The 18,188-nt window shown below is 48.9% G+C and carries 18 protein-coding genes; 15 read left to right on the top strand and 3 right to left on the bottom strand.

Annotated features, from left to right (window positions below):
* Window positions 1–7 precede the first annotated feature (7 nt).
* Genes NZD86_RS15370 through NZD86_RS24775 form a run of 3 tightly spaced genes read left to right on the top strand, consistent with a single transcriptional unit; the run spans window position 8 to window position 2,548 of the window.
* Window positions 8–1,129, top strand: a complete 1,122-nt coding sequence (locus tag NZD86_RS15370; RefSeq protein WP_268042932.1) for a GerAB/ArcD/ProY family transporter — start codon at window positions 8–10, stop codon at window positions 1,127–1,129.
* Window positions 1,101–2,336, top strand: coding sequence for a Ger(x)C family spore germination protein (locus tag NZD86_RS15365; RefSeq protein ID WP_268042931.1), 1,236 nt, complete (start codon window positions 1,101–1,103; stop codon window positions 2,334–2,336). The genes NZD86_RS15370 and NZD86_RS15365 overlap by 29 nt, the downstream gene beginning before the upstream one ends.
* On the top strand, window positions 2,333–2,548 hold the full coding sequence (locus NZD86_RS24775) for a CLC_0170 family protein (protein ID WP_407655172.1): 216 nt from the start codon (window positions 2,333–2,335) through the stop codon (window positions 2,546–2,548). The genes NZD86_RS15365 and NZD86_RS24775 overlap by 4 nt, the downstream gene beginning before the upstream one ends.
* 119 nt (window positions 2,549–2,667) lie before the next feature.
* On the opposite strand, the gene NZD86_RS15360 is transcribed toward NZD86_RS24775, so the two are convergent.
* Window positions 2,668–2,814, bottom strand: coding sequence for a hypothetical protein (locus NZD86_RS15360; protein ID WP_268042930.1), 147 nt, complete (start codon window positions 2,812–2,814; stop codon window positions 2,668–2,670).
* Window positions 2,815–3,208: 394 nt separating this feature from the next.
* Here NZD86_RS15360 and NZD86_RS15355 point away from each other — a divergent pair, with 394 nt between their 5' ends.
* The 4 genes from NZD86_RS15355 to NZD86_RS15340 all read left to right on the top strand — a co-directional run bounded on the left by NZD86_RS15355 (window position 3,209) and on the right by NZD86_RS15340 (window position 6,952).
* Window positions 3,209–3,853 (top strand): isochorismatase family protein, encoded by a 645-nt coding sequence (locus NZD86_RS15355; RefSeq protein WP_268042929.1) that lies wholly within the window; start codon window positions 3,209–3,211, stop codon window positions 3,851–3,853.
* Window positions 3,854–3,862: 9 nt separating this feature from the next.
* Window positions 3,863–4,726 (top strand): polysaccharide deacetylase family protein, encoded by an 864-nt coding sequence (locus NZD86_RS15350; RefSeq protein WP_268042928.1) that lies wholly within the window; start codon window positions 3,863–3,865, stop codon window positions 4,724–4,726.
* A 121-nt stretch (window positions 4,727–4,847) separates the two neighbouring features.
* The gene (locus tag NZD86_RS15345; RefSeq protein WP_268042927.1) at window positions 4,848–5,465 is read left to right on the top strand and encodes a class II aldolase/adducin family protein; all 618 of its coding nucleotides are present in this window, start codon (window positions 4,848–4,850) and stop codon (window positions 5,463–5,465) included.
* Window positions 5,466–5,668: 203 nt separating this feature from the next.
* On the top strand, window positions 5,669–6,952 hold the full coding sequence (locus NZD86_RS15340; protein ID WP_268042926.1) for an MFS transporter: 1,284 nt from the start codon (window positions 5,669–5,671) through the stop codon (window positions 6,950–6,952).
* 103 nt (window positions 6,953–7,055) lie between these two features.
* Here NZD86_RS15340 and NZD86_RS15335 read toward each other — a convergent pair whose 3' ends face one another.
* Entirely contained in the window at window positions 7,056–8,000 is a 945-nt protein-coding gene (locus NZD86_RS15335; RefSeq protein ID WP_268042925.1) for a LysR family transcriptional regulator, read from the bottom strand.
* A 161-nt stretch (window positions 8,001–8,161) separates the two neighbouring features.
* Between NZD86_RS15335 and NZD86_RS15330 the strand changes: the two genes are divergently transcribed.
* From NZD86_RS15330 to NZD86_RS15310, 5 genes are all read left to right on the top strand, one after another.
* A complete protein-coding gene (locus tag NZD86_RS15330; RefSeq protein ID WP_268042924.1) occupies window positions 8,162–9,340 on the top strand; it encodes a Gfo/Idh/MocA family protein in 1,179 nt (392 codons plus the stop codon).
* A gap of 25 nt (window positions 9,341–9,365) precedes the next feature.
* Window positions 9,366–10,616 (top strand): aromatic ring-hydroxylating dioxygenase subunit alpha, encoded by a 1,251-nt coding sequence (locus NZD86_RS15325; RefSeq protein WP_268042923.1) that lies wholly within the window; start codon window positions 9,366–9,368, stop codon window positions 10,614–10,616.
* A gap of 224 nt (window positions 10,617–10,840) precedes the next feature.
* Window positions 10,841–11,584 (top strand): 3,4-dihydroxyphthalate decarboxylase, encoded by a 744-nt coding sequence (locus tag NZD86_RS15320; RefSeq protein WP_268042922.1) that lies wholly within the window; start codon window positions 10,841–10,843, stop codon window positions 11,582–11,584.
* Between the two features lie 24 nt (window positions 11,585–11,608).
* Window positions 11,609–12,547: a DMT family transporter gene (locus tag NZD86_RS15315; RefSeq protein WP_268042921.1), complete on the top strand. Its 939-nt coding sequence runs from the start codon at window positions 11,609–11,611 to the stop codon at window positions 12,545–12,547.
* 126 nt (window positions 12,548–12,673) lie between these two features.
* Window positions 12,674–14,422, top strand: coding sequence for a methyl-accepting chemotaxis protein (locus tag NZD86_RS15310; RefSeq protein ID WP_268042920.1), 1,749 nt, complete (start codon window positions 12,674–12,676; stop codon window positions 14,420–14,422).
* 125 nt (window positions 14,423–14,547) lie between these two features.
* Here NZD86_RS15310 and NZD86_RS15305 read toward each other — a convergent pair whose 3' ends face one another.
* The gene (locus NZD86_RS15305; protein WP_268042919.1) at window positions 14,548–15,303 is read right to left on the bottom strand and encodes an IclR family transcriptional regulator; all 756 of its coding nucleotides are present in this window, start codon (window positions 15,301–15,303) and stop codon (window positions 14,548–14,550) included.
* A gap of 222 nt (window positions 15,304–15,525) precedes the next feature.
* Between NZD86_RS15305 and NZD86_RS15300 the strand changes: the two genes are divergently transcribed.
* Genes NZD86_RS15300 through NZD86_RS15290 form a run of 3 tightly spaced genes read left to right on the top strand, consistent with a single transcriptional unit; the run spans window position 15,526 to window position 18,180 of the window.
* Window positions 15,526–16,662 (top strand): cupin domain-containing protein, encoded by a 1,137-nt coding sequence (locus NZD86_RS15300; protein ID WP_268042918.1) that lies wholly within the window; start codon window positions 15,526–15,528, stop codon window positions 16,660–16,662.
* Window positions 16,663–16,710: 48 nt separating this feature from the next.
* Window positions 16,711–17,643, top strand: coding sequence for a fumarylacetoacetate hydrolase family protein (locus NZD86_RS15295; protein WP_268042917.1), 933 nt, complete (start codon window positions 16,711–16,713; stop codon window positions 17,641–17,643).
* A gap of 39 nt (window positions 17,644–17,682) precedes the next feature.
* Window positions 17,683–18,180, top strand: a complete 498-nt coding sequence (locus NZD86_RS15290; RefSeq protein ID WP_268042916.1) for a DinB family protein — start codon at window positions 17,683–17,685, stop codon at window positions 18,178–18,180.
* Window positions 18,181–18,188: the final 8 nt, after the last annotated feature.

The raw sequence follows: 18,188 nt of genomic DNA, 5'->3' as shown, positions 1-18,188 counted from the left end.
CGGTGCTATGGCCAGAACTCGAAGCGAGATAACAGTCATGGAGGCAGCGTCCATCATCGCAAGCACAATTATCGGAGTAGGCGTATTAGAGCTTCCTCGTATAGCGGTTGTCGCGGGCGATACGGGCGCTCCGCTTTACGTGTTCTTGGCCATTTTGCTGTCATTTGTTGCACTGTACGTTGTAACCATCCTTGGTATACGATTTCCAGGAGACACCATTGTCCAATACAGTGAGCGGGTTTTGGGGAAATGGCTGGCTCGAATTGGAAGTCTGTTTGTCGTCGTCTTTTTTGCCATTCTCACGGCGCTTGCCGCTAGAGAATTTGCGGAGGTTGTAGGTACTTCAGTCTTGCAACAGACACCAGTTGAAGCGACGACGATTGTCATGCTTTTTTTGGGCGCATTATTTACCCGAAACAGTTTGTCAACGTTCTCGTATACGCACTTCTTCTATCTGCCGTTGATTGTGGCACCGGCATGTCTCATCGCCGGGTTTTCACTAAAGAATGCCACGGCTTTAAACTTACAACCTATCTTTGGAAACGAGCCGGCCCATGCCTTAACAGGTATTTTGACGGTGGCTGCGCTTTTCCAAGGTTCGTTTATCATGACGTTTGTCATCCCGTACATGAGAGAACCTAAAAAGGCGGTAGCATCAAGCATCATTGGCATGTCCATTGCAGGTGGTGTTTATTTCTTCATTGCCACAGCCTCGCTCGCCGTTTTCGGATCCGAAGAAATCAAGCTACTTTTGTGGCCGACGCTTGAATTGGCCAAGACAACCATGCTTCCAGGAGAAATTCTGGAAAGATTGGACGCTGCCTTTCTTGCCGTATGGGTAACCGCCGTATTTACCACAATTTATGGAACTTACTACGTGACCTCCAAAACACTGCAGGATCTGTTCAAATTGCGTGACCAAAAAATGTTTTCATTTGGGTTGTTAACGTTCATTTTCATCCTAGCCATGATGCCGACTAATATCATTAATCTATATCGGATCATCGCGATGGTCGGCCAGCGAGGTCTCTTCGTCACCCTTGGATACCCTATCTTGATTTGGCTTGTAGCCATTATCCGAAGACAAAGGAACGATGAACGTGGACGGTCGTACGTGGACGGTCGTTAGGCTATTCTTGGTGCTGTTTGTGACGATGCCACTCCTCTCTGGATGCTGGGACCGCCGGGAAATGGAGCAGCGGGCCACCGTTTTGGGAATGGGGATCGACTTAGGGAACGCAAGAATTGTTCAAAAAAATCCGCCGACGCGTCCTGAGGAGACCCATATTCCATTTGTCCAGCCAGTTCATCTAACTGTGCAAATAGCCGTCCCTGGTAGAATCCCACTGGGCCCTGGGGATGCTGGGGGCGGGAGTAGCAGTGGCGGTGGGTCATCGAGTCTGCCTGTGTGGGTCTTAAGTGCAGAGGGATCATCCTTAAATGACGCGGTCTCGCAACTTCAACAGAGAGTAGCGGACAAACTATTTTTCGGTCATTTGCGAGTTGTTGTTGTGTCTCAAGACTTCGCCAGACAAGGACTTGACACTGTAACGGACTATATTCGCCGCAATCCCGAAATTCGAAGAACCGCGTGGCTTGGGGTTTCGTCTGGATCTGCACGTCAGTTCATGATGACCGCACCGCCGTTAGAACGAGTACCCACATTGTACTTATTGGCTACGCTGGACCAAGCTCGGCAACTGGGAAAAATGCCGCATGATTTTCTTGGGGTCTTTGAAAGTAAATTGTCCATGAAGGGACGGGAACCCGTGCTCCCATTTGGAGACGTGATAGGGAACGATGTACACATTGCCGGACTGGCCTATTTTAAGGGAGACAAGATGGTGGGAAATACGAATATCTTCCAAGTGGCCGCTTACATGGAACTAAGTGGCGAAAAGCGAGGTGGCTATTCGGCGATGGTGAGAGTCCCAGGGTCCAGCGACACGGTAGTTTGGCAGATATATCGTCGGAGAACAAGAATCAAATCAGATATTCGAAATGGGAAGCCCCATTTTACTGCAATTATCCATGTCGACGGAAATGTTACGGAGAAATCAAGACATCAGGTCAACCTGGATTCTCCTCAGGTGATAGAAAAGATTAATCAACAGATTGCAGCTGAACTCAAGCTGAATATGCAATCCCTTTTAGAAGATACCAAACGAAGGAACTCGGATATTGTTGGATTCGGAGAATATGTGCGAGCGAAGCATCCACAATACTGGAATCGTTTTGTTCAAACGAAAGAAAAGTGGGAAGAGATGTACCCTGATATACCAATCGACATCGAAGTTGATGTAAGGACTCATCGAGTAGGAATGAGCTCCACATGATAAGTCTTGATCTGACACAACCCTACCCGGTTCTCTGTGTATTGTTGTTTTTTGGGTGCGGATTGTTGGTTTTTATCGCTGATGTTCGAACCTATCGCAAAAGGGGTATGGTACAGGAGGAACGTTTTTCAGTGGCCGTTGCATGGACGAATGTCGTATGTGGAGCGGGTCTATTGCTCGCGTTATGGATTTATAACCAGTTTGTTTGGTAAGGAGATTTTTGTTTATCTTGAAAGTATATCACCTCTATGTATGTAAAACAGGACAGGATCGAGCAGCGACGACTCATGCCGGTTTCCTGCCCTGGTGGAATCACATTTTGGCCTGTTCATTATTTCGTTTTTACGGCCTTCGGTCGGAGAGTCATACCAAGGCCACCCAGTTGTGTTCTAATACCTAACTTGGTCGCTGCTTCCTGCTGGCTCAGCCCTTGACTTTGTAGTTGCCTCATCATCGTTGCCATCTTATAGATCAGCACGCAAAATCACCTCCGTAATCGAAGTATACTTCCCTTCCGTAAAGATTCATGTAGATAAATCGTGCATGTTGTGTTGCGAATTTGTGACGAAAGCTGAATAGTGAGTAAATTTATCAATATTTCTCAACGTTGGATATAAAGAATAGCTTATGTTATATTCACAAAATTCAAATTTGCGAATCTTGTGTGGCAGTATGTAAGCTCAAGTCATGAGGTACCGTCACATCCTAGGTGTGCGCCTAGCTTGTGACGTTATATCGAAATAAGGCTGGAATGTTCGTGTGCACGGGAAACGAAGTGAGGGAGGAGATGCGCCAAGACTTTAGAAAGCGCTTCCGCGCAATCAAGTGCGGGAATTCAGCGCTTGTAGGAACAGGACGGGGGGAAGACTGGGATGGAATTCCATGATGACCAATTGGGGTCATTTTTTAAAGAACGGGGCTTCGGCAGAACCATTGGATTCGGTGTACGTCCTGCTGTACTGGTGATCGACATCATTGGTGCATTCACCAATCCAGACCTTCCACTTGGAACCAATCTAGATGAAGTGATCACGCAAACGCGCTCCATTCTTGATGTTGCCCGTGTAGCAGATGTGCCTATCTTTTTTAGTACGTTGTCGTATGAGGAAAAGGATATTCGTGATGCTGGTATTTGGGCTATCAAGCAAGCGGGGCTAGTTACACTTCGTGCTGGAACGCCAGAGATCGAAGTGGACGCCCGGTTGGAACGCCGTTCCACCGAACCGATTATTGTAAAAAAATACGCGTCCGTGTTCTTTGGCACAGATTTCATCACTCGATTACACACTCTGCAGATAGACACGTTAATCTTGACCGGTTGCACGACGAGTGGTTGCGTTCGGGCGACTGCCGTCGATGGATTGCAATATGGCCTCCGAGTCATGGTGGTGAAAGAAGCCGTTGGAGACAGGGCTCGTCCTGCACACGAACAGAGCTTATTTGATCTCGACGCTAAGTACGCCGATGTCGTTTCCGTTCAAGAAACAAAGTCCTATCTGGAAAAGCAGAGAATGTGAGGGAAGACGATGGAGAATTCGTTGTACAACTATTCGGCGATTGTTCGACGCCCGAAACTTGAGTTGCCAAATGGTGCGCGTGTTGCATTCTGGGTAGGTCTGAACATCGAACACTATCAATTGGATGTGCCATCGACGAGTATTTTTGGTGGAACAGCTAATTTGGTTCCAGATCCACTGAACTATGGGTGGAGAGACTATGCTCCCCGTGTCGGCGTATGGCGCACAATGGAGTTATTAGACAAATACGGAATCAAAGCAAGTGTTCTGCTCAACTCGGATGTATGCAAGCATTATCCCGAGATTATTGAAGAGGGGAACAAGCGAGGGTGGGTTTGGCTAGCTCACGGAAAGAATAACTCCATACTTCAGGCGAACATGACCGAGGAGGAAGAGCGGGCCTACCTAAAAGAGATCGTAGATACTATCAAGCAACACACAGGGAAGCAACCGCAGGGCTGGTTGGGACCAGCACTAAGCGAAACACTGAATACACCAAGTTTGTTAGAAGAATTAGGAGTTACTTATGTTTGTGACTGGTGTAACGATGATCAACCGTATCCGTTGAATACAAAGAAAGGGAATTTGATTTCCGTTCCATACTCTATTGAAGTAAATGATGTTCCGCTGTTCGTTGGGAAAAGTTTATCGGGACAAGACTTCTACCAGATTCTCGTCGATCAGTTTGACGTTTTATACGCGGAAGGAGAACGAACGGGAAGAGTGATGTGTGTGGCATTGCATCCGTTTGTAACGGGGCTCCCCTTTCGCAGCAAATACCTCGATCAAGCTCTCGCCTATATCACCGGTCACCCAGGGGTGTGGGTTACGACAAGTGATGAAATCGCTGAATGGTATATCAATCAAGCATAATGGTCCTTACGCGAGTTCGTGAAAGGGTTTTCAATTTTGCTTCGCCATTCGAGTTACTGGTACAGGGGATATATGTCGTTTGACCATGGAACGTAGGAGACTTTTAAGGAGTGGTAACCCCGTGTCGTTTTCAAGGGAACAGGCAATTGAAGACCTGGTACTGGCCAATCACATTTTAAGCAACGAGGGTATCCTGGAGGCGTTTGGACATGTCAGCGTCCGAGACCCCGACAATCATGAACACTTTCTGTTGTCGAGATCCTTGGCTCCACAATTCGTCGAGGCAAAGGATATCATGACGTTTGATTTCGAGGGAAACGTGATCGGAGAATCCGACTATCGACCGTACGCGGAGCGAATTCTACACGCCAAAATATACGAGGCGCGTCCGGATGTTCACGCTGTCTGCCATCACCATGCAGCCGCACTCATCCCGTTTTCAACGACCGGCGTTCCAATCAAACCGATCTGTCATATTGGTGGCATGTTTTTCGAAGGCGTTCCACTCTATGATGACTACGACGTTTCCGACGGGATGCTGATTGTTAATTCTCGCGAGGGAGAACGGATTGCGCGGACGCTCGGCAACAGAAGGGCCGTTTTGCTTCGGGGGCACGGTGTCATTGTAGTGGGGGGGGAACATCAAAGAAACCGTCATGGGGTCCATCTACATTACGACCAATGCGGAAATTCAATATCGCTCAATGCAACTGGGAGATCCAAAGTTTCTCTCCTATGAAGAAGGTCGAGCTGCTACTGAAACGATGTATGGTGAACTGCCATTGGATAGAGCGTGGGGGTATTGGAAGGCGCGCGCACTTCGTTCAAACGCATAATGACCAACTGGTGCACAAATAGCAGGTAAAGTTGGTTTGTTGGAAATCGCTTTCATTCCGAGATAGGTACTTCTTAATGAAATTCCGAAGGGGGCTCTCTTAGCTTATGACGCAAAGTTCTCTCGCGATACCGCCGCAAAAAGTTGCCGTTTCCACTTCAGTGCGATGGAAATTGGTCATGCCTACGCTTCTGGTCATATGGATTTTGGGTATGGTCGACAAAATTGGCGTGGCCATCATTGCTACAAATAAAGGGTTTCTTCAGCAGATGAACTTAGTGGGACACCCGGCGCTTGTCGGGCTGTTAGTGACTGTCATGTTATTTGCATACGGTATCGGATTTCCTGTTTGGGGCGTTTTGGTAGACAAGATTGGGCCGAAAAAGTGCACCATATTTGGACTCATTCTTTGGGCGCTGAGCACTGCCATGGCTGCGATGGCACAAAGCTTCAGCATCTTGTTGATTTCACGCATCATTCTCGGTCTTGCTGAAGCTTACTTGTGGCCGACGTCAAACTCCCTTACCGCTCGGTGGTTCCCCCTTCAAGAGCGGGGCAGAGCAAAATCCATATGGATCAACGGGATCAACATCGGTTTGGCGATATCGGGATTTGTCGTTAACGGATTGATTGGGCCGTTTCATTGGCGCGGTGTATTTTGGTTCCTGACGATCATCGCAGTGATCATCTGTTTGCCTATGGCAATATTATTCCTCAAGGACAATCCGGCAGAGGATCGCCGAGTGTCTGCATCGGAACTCGAATACATTCGTAGTGAACAGCTAACGGTCACAGATCACGGAGACAAGACAAAGAGCAAAGCCAAGGGCATGGGAACGAGTAGTTTCTGGCTCGCCGTGATCGTCAACATTGCGAACGTGTTTGGCGTATTCGGTCTAGCCACGTGGTTTCCCAGCTACTTGACTGGCGCAAAGCATTTTAGTCACGCAACAGCGAGTAACTACATCGCTTTGGCATTTGGTTTATGTATCATCATGACCACACTGGTGGGAGCGCTTACGGATAAGACAAAGCGCAAGGCGACATGGGGCGCTGTCGGATTCTTGATCTCAATGGTTGTGCTCATCTTGATTGGATTTGTTGGGTCAGCTCTGTACGACACCTTGCTCCTGGTCATCGCTATCATTTGCATTCAAGGAATCACAACTTTAGTTAACCACGGCATCATGCACAGCTTTACGGTAACTGAACATATTGGGCGCGACAACGGCGTCATGGTTGGTATATCAAATTTGTTGGCCGCATTTGGACCGACCATTATGGGTGCGCTCATTGGACTCGGTGGATACAACTTGTCATTCGGATTTCTCGCTGTTTGTTTCCTAGTCGGTACGATTGGCCATGTGGTGTTGGCGAAACAAGGTTATTGAGGCGGGATTTTGCAGAGCATCTTGAATTAGATATCTTTCTACAGGGTGAAAGCAGGGTACAGACGGTAGCCTGCTTTCCGTCCCCATTGTCTGTACCGAAAATCTATTTTGTCTGCTTGGTCACTGAACTCACAGGAAATGTTTCTAGCAAAAAGTCAAGGAAGTTCTGTACCGTTGGTCTCAGTTTCCCAGAGCGCTGCGTGACAATCACGCAGTTAAGGGCGGGGTGCGTACCATCTGGAAAGGGGAACTCAATGAGTTGTTTGTTCTCCAACTCTCTGCGTACAGCCGTATGGGGTAGAAACGCTATCCCTAGGCCTTTCAGGACCACGTACTTAATTGACTCGAGATCTTCCATTCGCAGGCGGATGTGGTACTGTCCGTCGGTAATTCCTAAGTTAATCAGGATTTTCTGAATCAGCTTCCAATGAGTCGAATGTGTGACCGCACTGACCAAAGGTGCGGCCTCGAAGAGAGATTTGTCGATCACGCCATAGTTTGACCAGGGTGAGTTGCGACTGCAGACGAGACACCAGTGGTCGTGGCGGAGCATGGTTGCATTCAAATCACTTGGTACAGGAACCGTGTCATCGGATGTCACGACACCGACGTCTAAAATCTTGTTTGACATTTGGCTGTAGATCGTTTCAGTGTCCTTGTAGACGACTGATACCTGAACGTTTTCGTATGCTTCCATGTAACTTGTAATGAGCGATGGGAGGAAGTATCTGCCGAATGGGCGATTGCTTCCGATGGATAAGTTTCCGTGATCGCAATCGTTCATTTCCATGATGGTACTGCGCAACTTCTTCTCCAGAGATAGGATGTCGACGGCAAAGTCGTACGTCATCTTGCCGGTTTCGGTTAGGTACATACGGTTGCCACGGCGCTCAAATAGTTTTGTAGACAGGGCTGTCTGGAGGGACTTAACCTGCAAACTGAGGGCAGGTTGCGTCATCATGAGGTCCTTTGCCGTTTCCACGTAACTGCCGTGATCGACAACGGAGCAGAACAGTTCCAGTTGGTGTAGACTCAATCGCTCGTCCATCATAACACCCCCACATATAAGCAACAGTTTATATTATATTGATGATTTTTAAAATTGTGTGAATATGATTCTGCTCGTAACATCTAGGTATGGAAAGTATGTGGCAATTCAGTGGGTCTGTCCACGACCAATGAAAGTGATGTTCTCTGGGAGGTGACATTGTGTCCGACATCGTACGAGTTGGTATCGCAGGTTTGGGGACAGCAACTCGCCTCATGCTCCACGCATTGATGCGGAATCCTTTGGTAGAGATCGTTGCCGCGGCATCAGTACGTGAAGAAGAGAGATTGGCGTTTACAAGAGATTTTTCCATTCCGACCTATGCGGATATCGAGGAAATGTGCGGGTTGGAAGGGGTGGATGCCATTTACGTTTCCACCCCGACACACTTGCACGTCGCACACGTTCTGATGGCTTTACAGCACGGAAAACATGTGCTTGTTGAGAAACCGCTTGCAACGAGCCTGGAGTCGGCACGGACAATTGTTCATGCAGCGAAACAGTATGACCGCGTTGTCGTCGTGGGACATTCACACAGTTACGATCCACCGATTCAAGCTATCCGCAGCGTCGTTCAAAGCGGGCGGATCGGGAACCTGAAAATGATCCATAACTGGTGCTATACCGACTGGATGTATCGTCCTCGCCTGCAGGACGAGTTAAACACGGCACTGGGCGGGGGCGTGACGTTCCGGCAAGGGGCTCACCAGTTCGACATCATTCGGTTCATTGGTGGGGGCAAACTCCGAAGTGTTCGCTCCGCAACCGGCGTGTGGGATGGGGGTCGGCCCACCGAAGGCAGTCACGTCGTATTTCTCGAGTTCGAAAACGGTGCAGCTGCGACAGCCGTTTATAACGGATACGACCACTTCCACAGTAGCGAGCTGACATTCGGTATTGGGGAGTGGGGCAACGAACTATCGCATGACGAGGCATCTTACGGCTCACGCAGGCGAATGATTGGCGAACTGCGTGAGGGCGAAGAGCAGGATATTAAACGTCAACAGTCCGCTTACCGCTCACTGACGAGTCTTCCGGACTTGGGTGAGCATCAACCATTTTTCGGTATGACGCTTGTAAGTTGTGAGCGAGGAGACATCCGTCAGATCCCCGACGGGATTCGAGTTTACTCAGAGGATAGTGTTGAAGACATTGCCTTGCCAAGCGGTGTCACCCCACATGATAACGTCATAGCTGAGTTTTGCGACGCGGTGCTTGGGCGCCAAGCTCCAGTCCACACTGCGGCTTGGGGGTTGGCGACTCTGGAGGTCTGTTTTGCGGTCTTAGAGTCCGCTGCCAAACGACAAGAAGTCTACTTAAACTGTCAAACTAGCTTATAGTTCACGAATGCTTGGAGGAATCAACATGCTTTCACAAGAGCGAAATGAGATGCTGACACAGGTAGGTCCGGACACCCCGATGGGTAATTTGTACCGCAGGTATTGGCTGCCAATCGCGGCCTCCTCGGAAATGAAAGACCAGTGGACGAAGAAGATTCGGCTACTGGGTGAGGATTTGGTACTCTATCGTGATCGGAGCGGCAAGCTTGGTCTCATCGGTGAACGGTGCGCACACCGCGGGGTGTCCATGACCTGCGGGATTCCCGAGGAGCATGGTCTGCGTTGTCCTTACCACGGTTGGTTATACGACGGTGAGGGTAATTGTCTTGAACAACCAAACGAGCCCGAATCCAGTACATTTAAGCACAAAATTCAAATGCCAGCTTACGAGGTGCAAGAGCTCGGCGGCCTCATTTTCGCTTATATGGGACCGAAGCCGGCGCCCTTACTACCCCGTTACGATTTGTTTGTTCGCGAGAATGTCATCCGGACGATCGGCTATGCAGTCATCCCATGCAATTGGCTTCAGATCATGGAAAACTCTCTCGATCCGACACATTTGGAGTGGTTACACGGACGGTATTTCCAGTTTGTATTTGAAAGTGAAGGCAAACCGCAAGAAAGTTGGCCAATCAGTAAGCATCACCAAAAAATCGGGTTTGATTTGTTCGATCACGGCATTATCAAACGCCGCGTACTGGAAGGACAGACGGAAGAGTGCGAGGACTGGGCGGTGGGACATCCGGTCGTATTTCCGAACATGCTGCGTGTAGGCGACTACGGGGCACACTCGTTTCAAATTCGCGTGCCCATGGATGACACACATACCTATCACATTTGGTACACGTGTTTCGTACCGAATGAAGGCATTGAAGTCCCGAAGGATTATCCGATCTCGTTGTACGAAGCACCCCTAAAAGACGAAAACGGCAAGTTCATCACGGACTATATCGATGGCCAGGACATGATGAGTTGGGTGACGCAGGGAGAAATTGCGGATCGAACGACGGAACGTCTGGGTACTTCAGATAAAGGAATCATTATGTATCGGCAACTGCTGATGCAAGAGATAGCCAAGGCGGAGCGGGGAGAGGACCCGATGTGCGTGGTCCGTGACGAAGCTGAGAATGACGTCATTGTTCTACCACAGGAAGAAAACAAATACGGTGTCGGGGATCTCCTATCGGGGATTGCAAAAGATTGGAACACGCGCTACGCACCAAACATTGATGAAATTATTCGGCTGTGCAAAGGTCAAACACTTGAAACCGTGTAACGGAGGACGTCACATTGAAAAACGTGGATTCCCTTGAAACACTTGAGTGGGTTCAATATTGTCCACATTGCGGTCAGTCCTTGCAAGATGCGCACAGCCTGATCAACGAATACTCGGATGCAGGGGTCTCGGTTTGCTTTTGGTGGTGCCATACATGCGAGTCAAAGGGGGAAGTCACTCGGGTGGATCGTGTGACTGCCCCGGAACTCATGGAGGATTAGCAAATGAACGGATCGATTGAGACGATGCGCCAAAAAATTGCAGTGGGCTGCCGCATCCTCGCTATGGAGGGGCTGGTGGATGAGATTCTCGGGCACATCAGCGTCCGGTTGTCTGGTGATGAGATGTTGATACGTTGTCGGAGTCCCCTTGAGCAAGGTGTTGCGTATACACAAATCGACGCTGTTCAACATGTGACCTTCGATGGAGATGGCGCAGAGGATGGATATCACGTTCCCAAAGAACTATCCATCCATACAGAAGTCTATCGAGCGAGGCCCGATGTTGGTTGCGTTATCCACGCACATCCGCCAGCAGCGCTATTGTGTGGTATTTCCGAATTGGAGTTCAAACCAATTTTTGGCGCGTTCAACATTCCGGCAATGCGTCTGGCAGTTGAAGGGATTCCCATTTTCCCACACGCGTATCTCATTACACGACCAGAATTGGCGAGTGGTCTCATCGAAGCAATGGGAAACAAGAACGTCTGTCTCATGAAGGGGCATGGAATTACAGTCACTGGAGAAACCGTTGAGGATACGGTCGTTCGTGCCCTCAATTTTAACGCCTTGGCTAAAATTACGTTGGACGCCGCGATGATGGGCAGAAATATTGTGCCTATCAGTGACGAGGACTTAACGGAACTACCCGACCTTGGTCAAACGTTTAACGCAGAATGGGTTTGGCGATTCTATGCTCGCAAACTTGCACATTGGGAAGGTCGGAACTTCGTCAATCCAACGGTTTAAGAGACGATGGAATGAGGGTTGAACGTGGGCGAGGCAATTGCTGTTTTGTCATTGTTGTTGTTTTCTTGCAACGTCATCCTTACAAAATCTGCTTCGTCCCGTCTTAATGTTCAAACCGGCTATTTCATCTCAATTTGTGTGAATGTAATCGTAGCATCATTGATGGTCATCCTCGATCACGTCATTTTACATCATCCGTTTCACTTGAATGCCAGAGCGCTCTTGTATTTTGTTGTGGCTGGCTGCTTTACGACATTCTTGGGGCGCTTGACCTACTTTCACTCCATTGTTCGTCTGGGGGCATCCAAAGCAAGTACGTTTCAAGTCGCCAACCCGGTTTTTACGGTTATTCTGGCATGGTTAGTCATTCATGAAACGATGACAGGTGTCGAGTTATTAGGGTGCGTTTGCACCGTGGCTGGAATACTGACCATTTCGTACGTACCGGGTGCTTTTTGGAAGCGGAAGGCCGTGAAGACGGAGAGCGAACCTATCGTGGATGAACAACAATCCAATCGCAGTAAGGAATCGCGGATTGGACTGTTGTTCGCGCTGCTCAGTGTAGTTACATACGGTATCGGCAACATTTTTCGTGGCGAGGGCATACGCCTATGGAACGATCCGATATTCGGCGGACTCGTGGGGGCGGTGATGGGCTTGATTGCGTTCCTTGCCACCAACCCCAGGCAATTGCGGTCGGTAACGAATGTGAAAGGTGCTGATCCAAAGGGGATTTTGATGTACGCCATCGGTGGGGTATGTACGATCTATGCTCAGATCTGCGTTCTTGCAGCCATGAAGTATATGTCAGTGGGTCTAGTGACGGTCATCAGCATGTCGCAACCACTTCTTGTCATACCACTTAGTGTACTAGTTTATCGCGGTTCGGAAAAAATAACGCTTCGTACCGCGATCGGCTGTCTGTTGGCACTGGTTGGCCTTGTCTTGGCAGTAGCCATCTGACCGTTTCACAGTTGAGTCTTAACACTGTATGACCTGGTTTTTCACCGTACCTACCTAGTGGATAGCAAACTCATCATGTCGTACGAGTGGGACCGAACTGAATCACTAGGAGGCTTCTTAAATAACGTGCCCAAGTCTACGTTAAGTCTGAAAGCAAAGTTAATACTCTTCTCACTAGTTTTATTGATCGTTCCCTCATTAGTAGTTGGTTTGTTGGCATACTCTGTATCCCGGAATCAGTTAAACCAAGCGGGCAGAATTGAACTAAAGAACAGTGTACAGCAAATTAACGCATCGATTGGAATGTTGAATAGTGAAGTCAAGGCGGGAAAGATCACACTCGCCAATGCGCAGGAGATGGTAAAAGAGGAAATGCTGGGTCCAAAGAGACCCAATGGGACAAGGCCCATTAACAAAAACTTTAATCTCGGTAAGAATGGTTATTTATCAGCAATCATCAGCCAAACGGGTGCGTTTGCTGCCCACCCCGCTTTAGAGGGAAAAGGAAACTTGAACCTGAAATCACCAGATGGTCAGTACATCACTAAAGAGTTGGTTCAAGTTGGAAGCCAACCAAATGGTGGGTTCATCACATATAAATGGCCTCTACCAAACTCGAAGCAAGTTGCGTACAAAATTACATACACTGCGAAAGCACCGGCTTGGGGATGGGTGGTTACGGGCGGCTCTTATATGAGCGACTTTAACAGTGGTGCGACAGTTGTTCTTCATGATCTGTTTATCACATTGGGTATCACCATCGTCCTAGGCGTTTTTGCCACCTTGCTATTCGCGCGGCGGATTTCGAACCCTATTGTTGCCCTTGCTCTCCAGGCAAACCGAGTATCAAACGGTGATCTAACGGTAAAACCACTGGTTTCCAAAACGAAGGACGAAGTGGGGAGACTGGTCAGCGGGTTTAACGATATGACCGAAAGCCTTAAGCGCGTCATTATGCAAGTGACGAATACGGTGCATCAGGTTGCCGCCTCTGCAGAAGAGCTGTCCGCCAGTGCCGAGGAAAACAGCAGGGCGGTTGAACATGTTACACAATCGATTCAGCAGGTTACTGACGGTGCGGAACAACAATACACGAGCATTGAGTCTTCTATGCAAACCATCTCAAATCTATCGACGAACCTGTCCAGTATCGCGGATCGGTCCCATGAAGTGACACAGTCCATCGGAGAAACGTCAAAGAGAGCCGAATCCGGTGGTGATTCCGTTGAATCGATCATTCAACAAATGCAATCAATCGATGGTAAGGTGAGGGAATTATCAGCCAGCGTTCATAGTCTAGAGTCACAATCAGAACAAATCGGTAACATTACTGAGGTCATCAAAGGGATCGCGGAACAAACGAATCTCTTGGCATTAAATGCCGCCATTGAGGCTGCGCGTGCTGGTGATAGCGGCCGTGGTTTTGCTGTTGTCGCGGCTGAAGTGCGTAAACTAGCGGAGCAGTCAGGTGCATCGGCCAGTCAGATCGAGCAGTTGATAGCCGGTATCCAAACAGAGACAAAACGTGCCGTGGGATCCATGGAAGAGTGCAATGTGGAAGTAGAACAGGGAATTCAGAAAGTCGGCACAGCAAAGGTAACATTCAAGGAAATTGAGTCTGCGGTCGCCCATGTGCAAGGACAAATGGACGCTGTGTCCGAATCAATTCAACGTATTTCCGACGGATCGGAACAGATTCGAAAGGTGATGGACGGTGTCTTTTGCGTCACTGAGCAGACTTCTGCAAGCATGCAAAATATCTCTGCGTCGTCACAAGAGCAACTCGCCTCAATGGAGGAGATTTCAGGTTCTGCAGCGGCCTTGACTGAATTGGCTGAGGAGTTGCAGTCGAACATTCGCGTATTTCGGGTGTAAACCGGTTCCTGTAGCAGGATCCATTTAGTGTCTTGGTCAGGATGATTTTGTAGGTTAACAAACCCTCTACGGTCGACAAGGTCGTAGTCGCGTCTACGTAGAGGGTATTTTCCTCACGTGCTTAGCTACGGCAGTGTCTCCGATAACAGTCGGCACTCTTCTTTCAAAACAGTCACAACGTGTGACTGTTCTGACGGATCTAGATATCCTAAAATTCCAACAACGCTGATAGCCGCGACGACTTTGCTGTCTCTCCCAAAAACGGGACAACCGATGGCCAATATTCCTGGCAAGAGGCTTTCTTCCGTAATGGAATATCCTTTTTGTCGAGTTTCCGCTAACTCGCGTTGAAATTGGGCTTTACTAATACCGAACTGCGCGATCTCGCGTTTTAGAACATCGTCCGTCTCCTCTTCAGGTAAGAATGCGATAAAAATCTTCCCAGCTACAGATTTTGTTGCACTGACTTGAGTGCCGACACGTATCCCAATGTTCACGGCACGGTTGCTTTCCTCCCAGTGTAGAAAGTAGGGTCCTTTTTCCGTCCAGACGGAGAGGGCTATGGTCTCATTCAAGTTTTCCCTCAGTCGCAACAAAGTAGGGTGTGCCAGATCACGAATCGTCCATCGCTGTGATGCAAGCAGGCCTAAAGATATCAATTCCGGCCCCACGGAGTAACGCAAGTCAGTGTCCCTGCTGAGAAAGCCTGTTCGATACAAACTGGTCAAATATCTATGCAACCTACTCTTTGACATCTCGGCGACGTGAGCGATTTCACTAATTGTCAGTGGCTTGGTGGATTTGCTGATAATTTTCACGATATCGATGCCAATTTCCAAGGACTGAATTCCAAGTCCGTTCATATCTTGCTTGTCGGACATCTATGTTCCTCCGTTAGATCACATTTTCATCATTATAGAACTCCAAGAATGATGTCAACTGCGAGTCTGTCTTGAAGCCCGTTCATGATGGAATAAACATGAAGTTTTGCAGAATTTTCTGCCTCGTGTGAAAGTATTTACAGAATAATCGCACATCGTTATACTGTTTAATAATAGTGAATATAGTTTACTATTTGTGAATGAATTATCTACTGATGAGCGATGGCTTCGTGCCAAGTGAAAGGGGATTTGATGATGACACATGAGGAACACATGGCTGACTACTATCGGCGGCTGGAAAGTTCCCATCTGGGACCCTTGTGGGATTCACTTCAAACCATCATGACGAAACAGCCTAAACCTCGTGCAATTCCTTATTTGTGGGACTGGAAGAGCGTTTACGATTTCGTCATGGAGTCCGGCCAACTCGTCACACCGGAGCGGGGGGGAGAACGCCGAGTTGTCTTTTTTCGCAATCCTGGGCTCGAGAACTTGGAACCATGGGGATGGGGCTCGCTCACGCATACGCTTTACGCGGGCATTCAACTGTTGTTACCCGGAGAAAAGGCACCATCTCATCGTCACAACCAAAACGCGATCCGGTTTATCGTCCAGGGATCAGGTGCCTATACGGTCGTCGAGGGCGAGCGAGTTTACATGGAAGAAGGAGACTTTTTAATTACCCCGTCTGGCTTGTGGCATGACCATGTCCATGAAGGCGATGAGCCCATGCTGTGGCTCGACTGTTTGGATATCCCCCTTGTGTACGAACTCGGCGTGACGTTTTTCGAGAACCACCCGGAGTTCAACCAACCTGTGACACTTCCGGACAACTACTCAACAGAACGGTTTGTGGGAGCGGGACTTCGGCCTATTCAAGATCGGAACAATCGGTACGCGCCTCAAGCAATATATAAGTTCAAGGAGACTCGTCGGGCATTGGATAGGCTATCAAACCTGTCTCCCGATCCGTTTGATGGATACGCCGTCGAATATGTCAATCCGACTACAGGGGCAGCAGCTGGCCACACCATCGGGGCGATGATGCAAAAACTTCCACCGCGATTCCACACGGATGCACACCGGCACGTCCATGGAGCCATATACCACGTCTTTAAGGGTGAGGGGTCATCTGTTATCAACGGTGTTCAGTTCAATTGGAAGCAAGGGGACACCTTTGTCATTCCGAATTGGGCATGGCATGAGCACATCAATACAGGCCACGACGACGCGTATCTGTTTTCGACGAATGACTTGCCCGTCATGGAAGCGCTTCACCTTGACAAGAGTGAAGCATATCCAGAGCAACATCAGGCCGTCGTCGGTACATTCAAGGATGATCGAATCACGACTTCCTGATCCACCAACACGACATGTTATCTGTATTTGAAGTTGAGGAGGGCCACTATGCGCCTGTTATCTTTTTTTGTAAATCGCCAAGAACGACTTGGCATCGAACACAGTGGTCGGATTATTGACGCGAATTATGCTTGCCGGGTCATGCTTTTTAAGCAGGGGAAATCGGCGCCGGAACGATTGGCTGACGCATTATTGCCGGCCGATGCAGTGGATTTCCTTACTGCAGGGGAACGCGCATTGAACCAAGCTCGAGAGGTGATCAAGTTTGTCGACGAGGTGAGCGCCGCTGAACGGGCTGAGTACACGTATGGCTATCAAGATGTCCGTCTGCTCGCGCCCGTTCCCCATCCAGGCAAAGTTATTTGCGTGGGTAGAAATTATCACGACCATGTTTCGGAGATGAAGAGAGAGGTGCCGAAGATTCCGGTTATCTTCGCTAAACTCGCCAATACAGTCTGTGCATGCGGCGATGGTGTACCTTTTCCGAAGGTGTCCGAACAGTTCGATTATGAAGCGGAGCTCGCCGTCGTGATCGGCAAATCCGGTAGGTACATTCCGGAGGAGAACGCACTCGATCACGTGGCTGGTTATACCGCATTGAACGATATTACGGTGAGAGATTGGCAGCATCGAACACCGCAATGGCTCCAGGGAAAATCATTCGATAAGACTGCGCCCATTGGGCCCATTGTGGTTACGAAGGATGAAATTCCCGATCCCCATAAACTCGACATCAAGCTCTGGCTCAACGACGAGCTGAGACAGAGTGACAATACAAGTCAGCTCATATTCAGCATTCCATATCTCATCTCGTTTATCTCTCAAGTCATGACGCTTGAACCAGGAGACGTCATTGCTACCGGCACTCCTGGCGGAGTGGGCGTGGCTATGAATCCGCAAGGATTCATGAAAGTAGGGGACACGGTGAAAGTCGAGATTCAGCACATCGGCGTACTTCAAAATCACATTGTTGAAGGGTAAATGAACCTCGAGTTGAGGTACACAGGGAGGCCTTTAACCATGTCAAAAGTGTCACAAACGAGCGAAGTCGTGGTCGGGCTCCATCGAGATCTGGCAGACACGGTGAGTGGATTGGACACCGAAGCCCTGCACTGGAAAGCGGATGAGAGTACGTGGTCGGTTGCACAAATTCTTGCGCATGTTGCGGAATTCGAGCATTTCTTTAGCGAGGACATTCTTCATCTCAAGGCGAATCCGGGAACGGCATTTGGGCGGACGATGGAGAATGTGGATCGTATCCGCGCCGTCGACTTGGATGGGAGTGAATCATTGGAGGAGCTACTGCAGCGGATCGATGTTAGTCAGCACGAGACGTTAGACATGCTCAGCACGTTGTCAGATGACGATCTGCTCATTCATGGAAGCCATCCCAAAATTGGCGAGCGCACGATTGAGTGGGAGATAGGTCATTTCATTACCGACCACTTGGAGAAACACATCGGTCAAATCAGGAGAACCCTTGAGGCGTATCACAGTCAAGAAATTCATTTAAATTGAGGTGAACA

Origin of the sequence: Alicyclobacillus dauci (genome assembly GCF_026651605.1) — a bacterium.
Classification (GTDB): Bacteria; Bacillota; Bacilli; order Alicyclobacillales; family Alicyclobacillaceae; genus Alicyclobacillus; species Alicyclobacillus dauci.
This window is presented reverse-complemented; position numbering and strand designations above follow the sequence as displayed.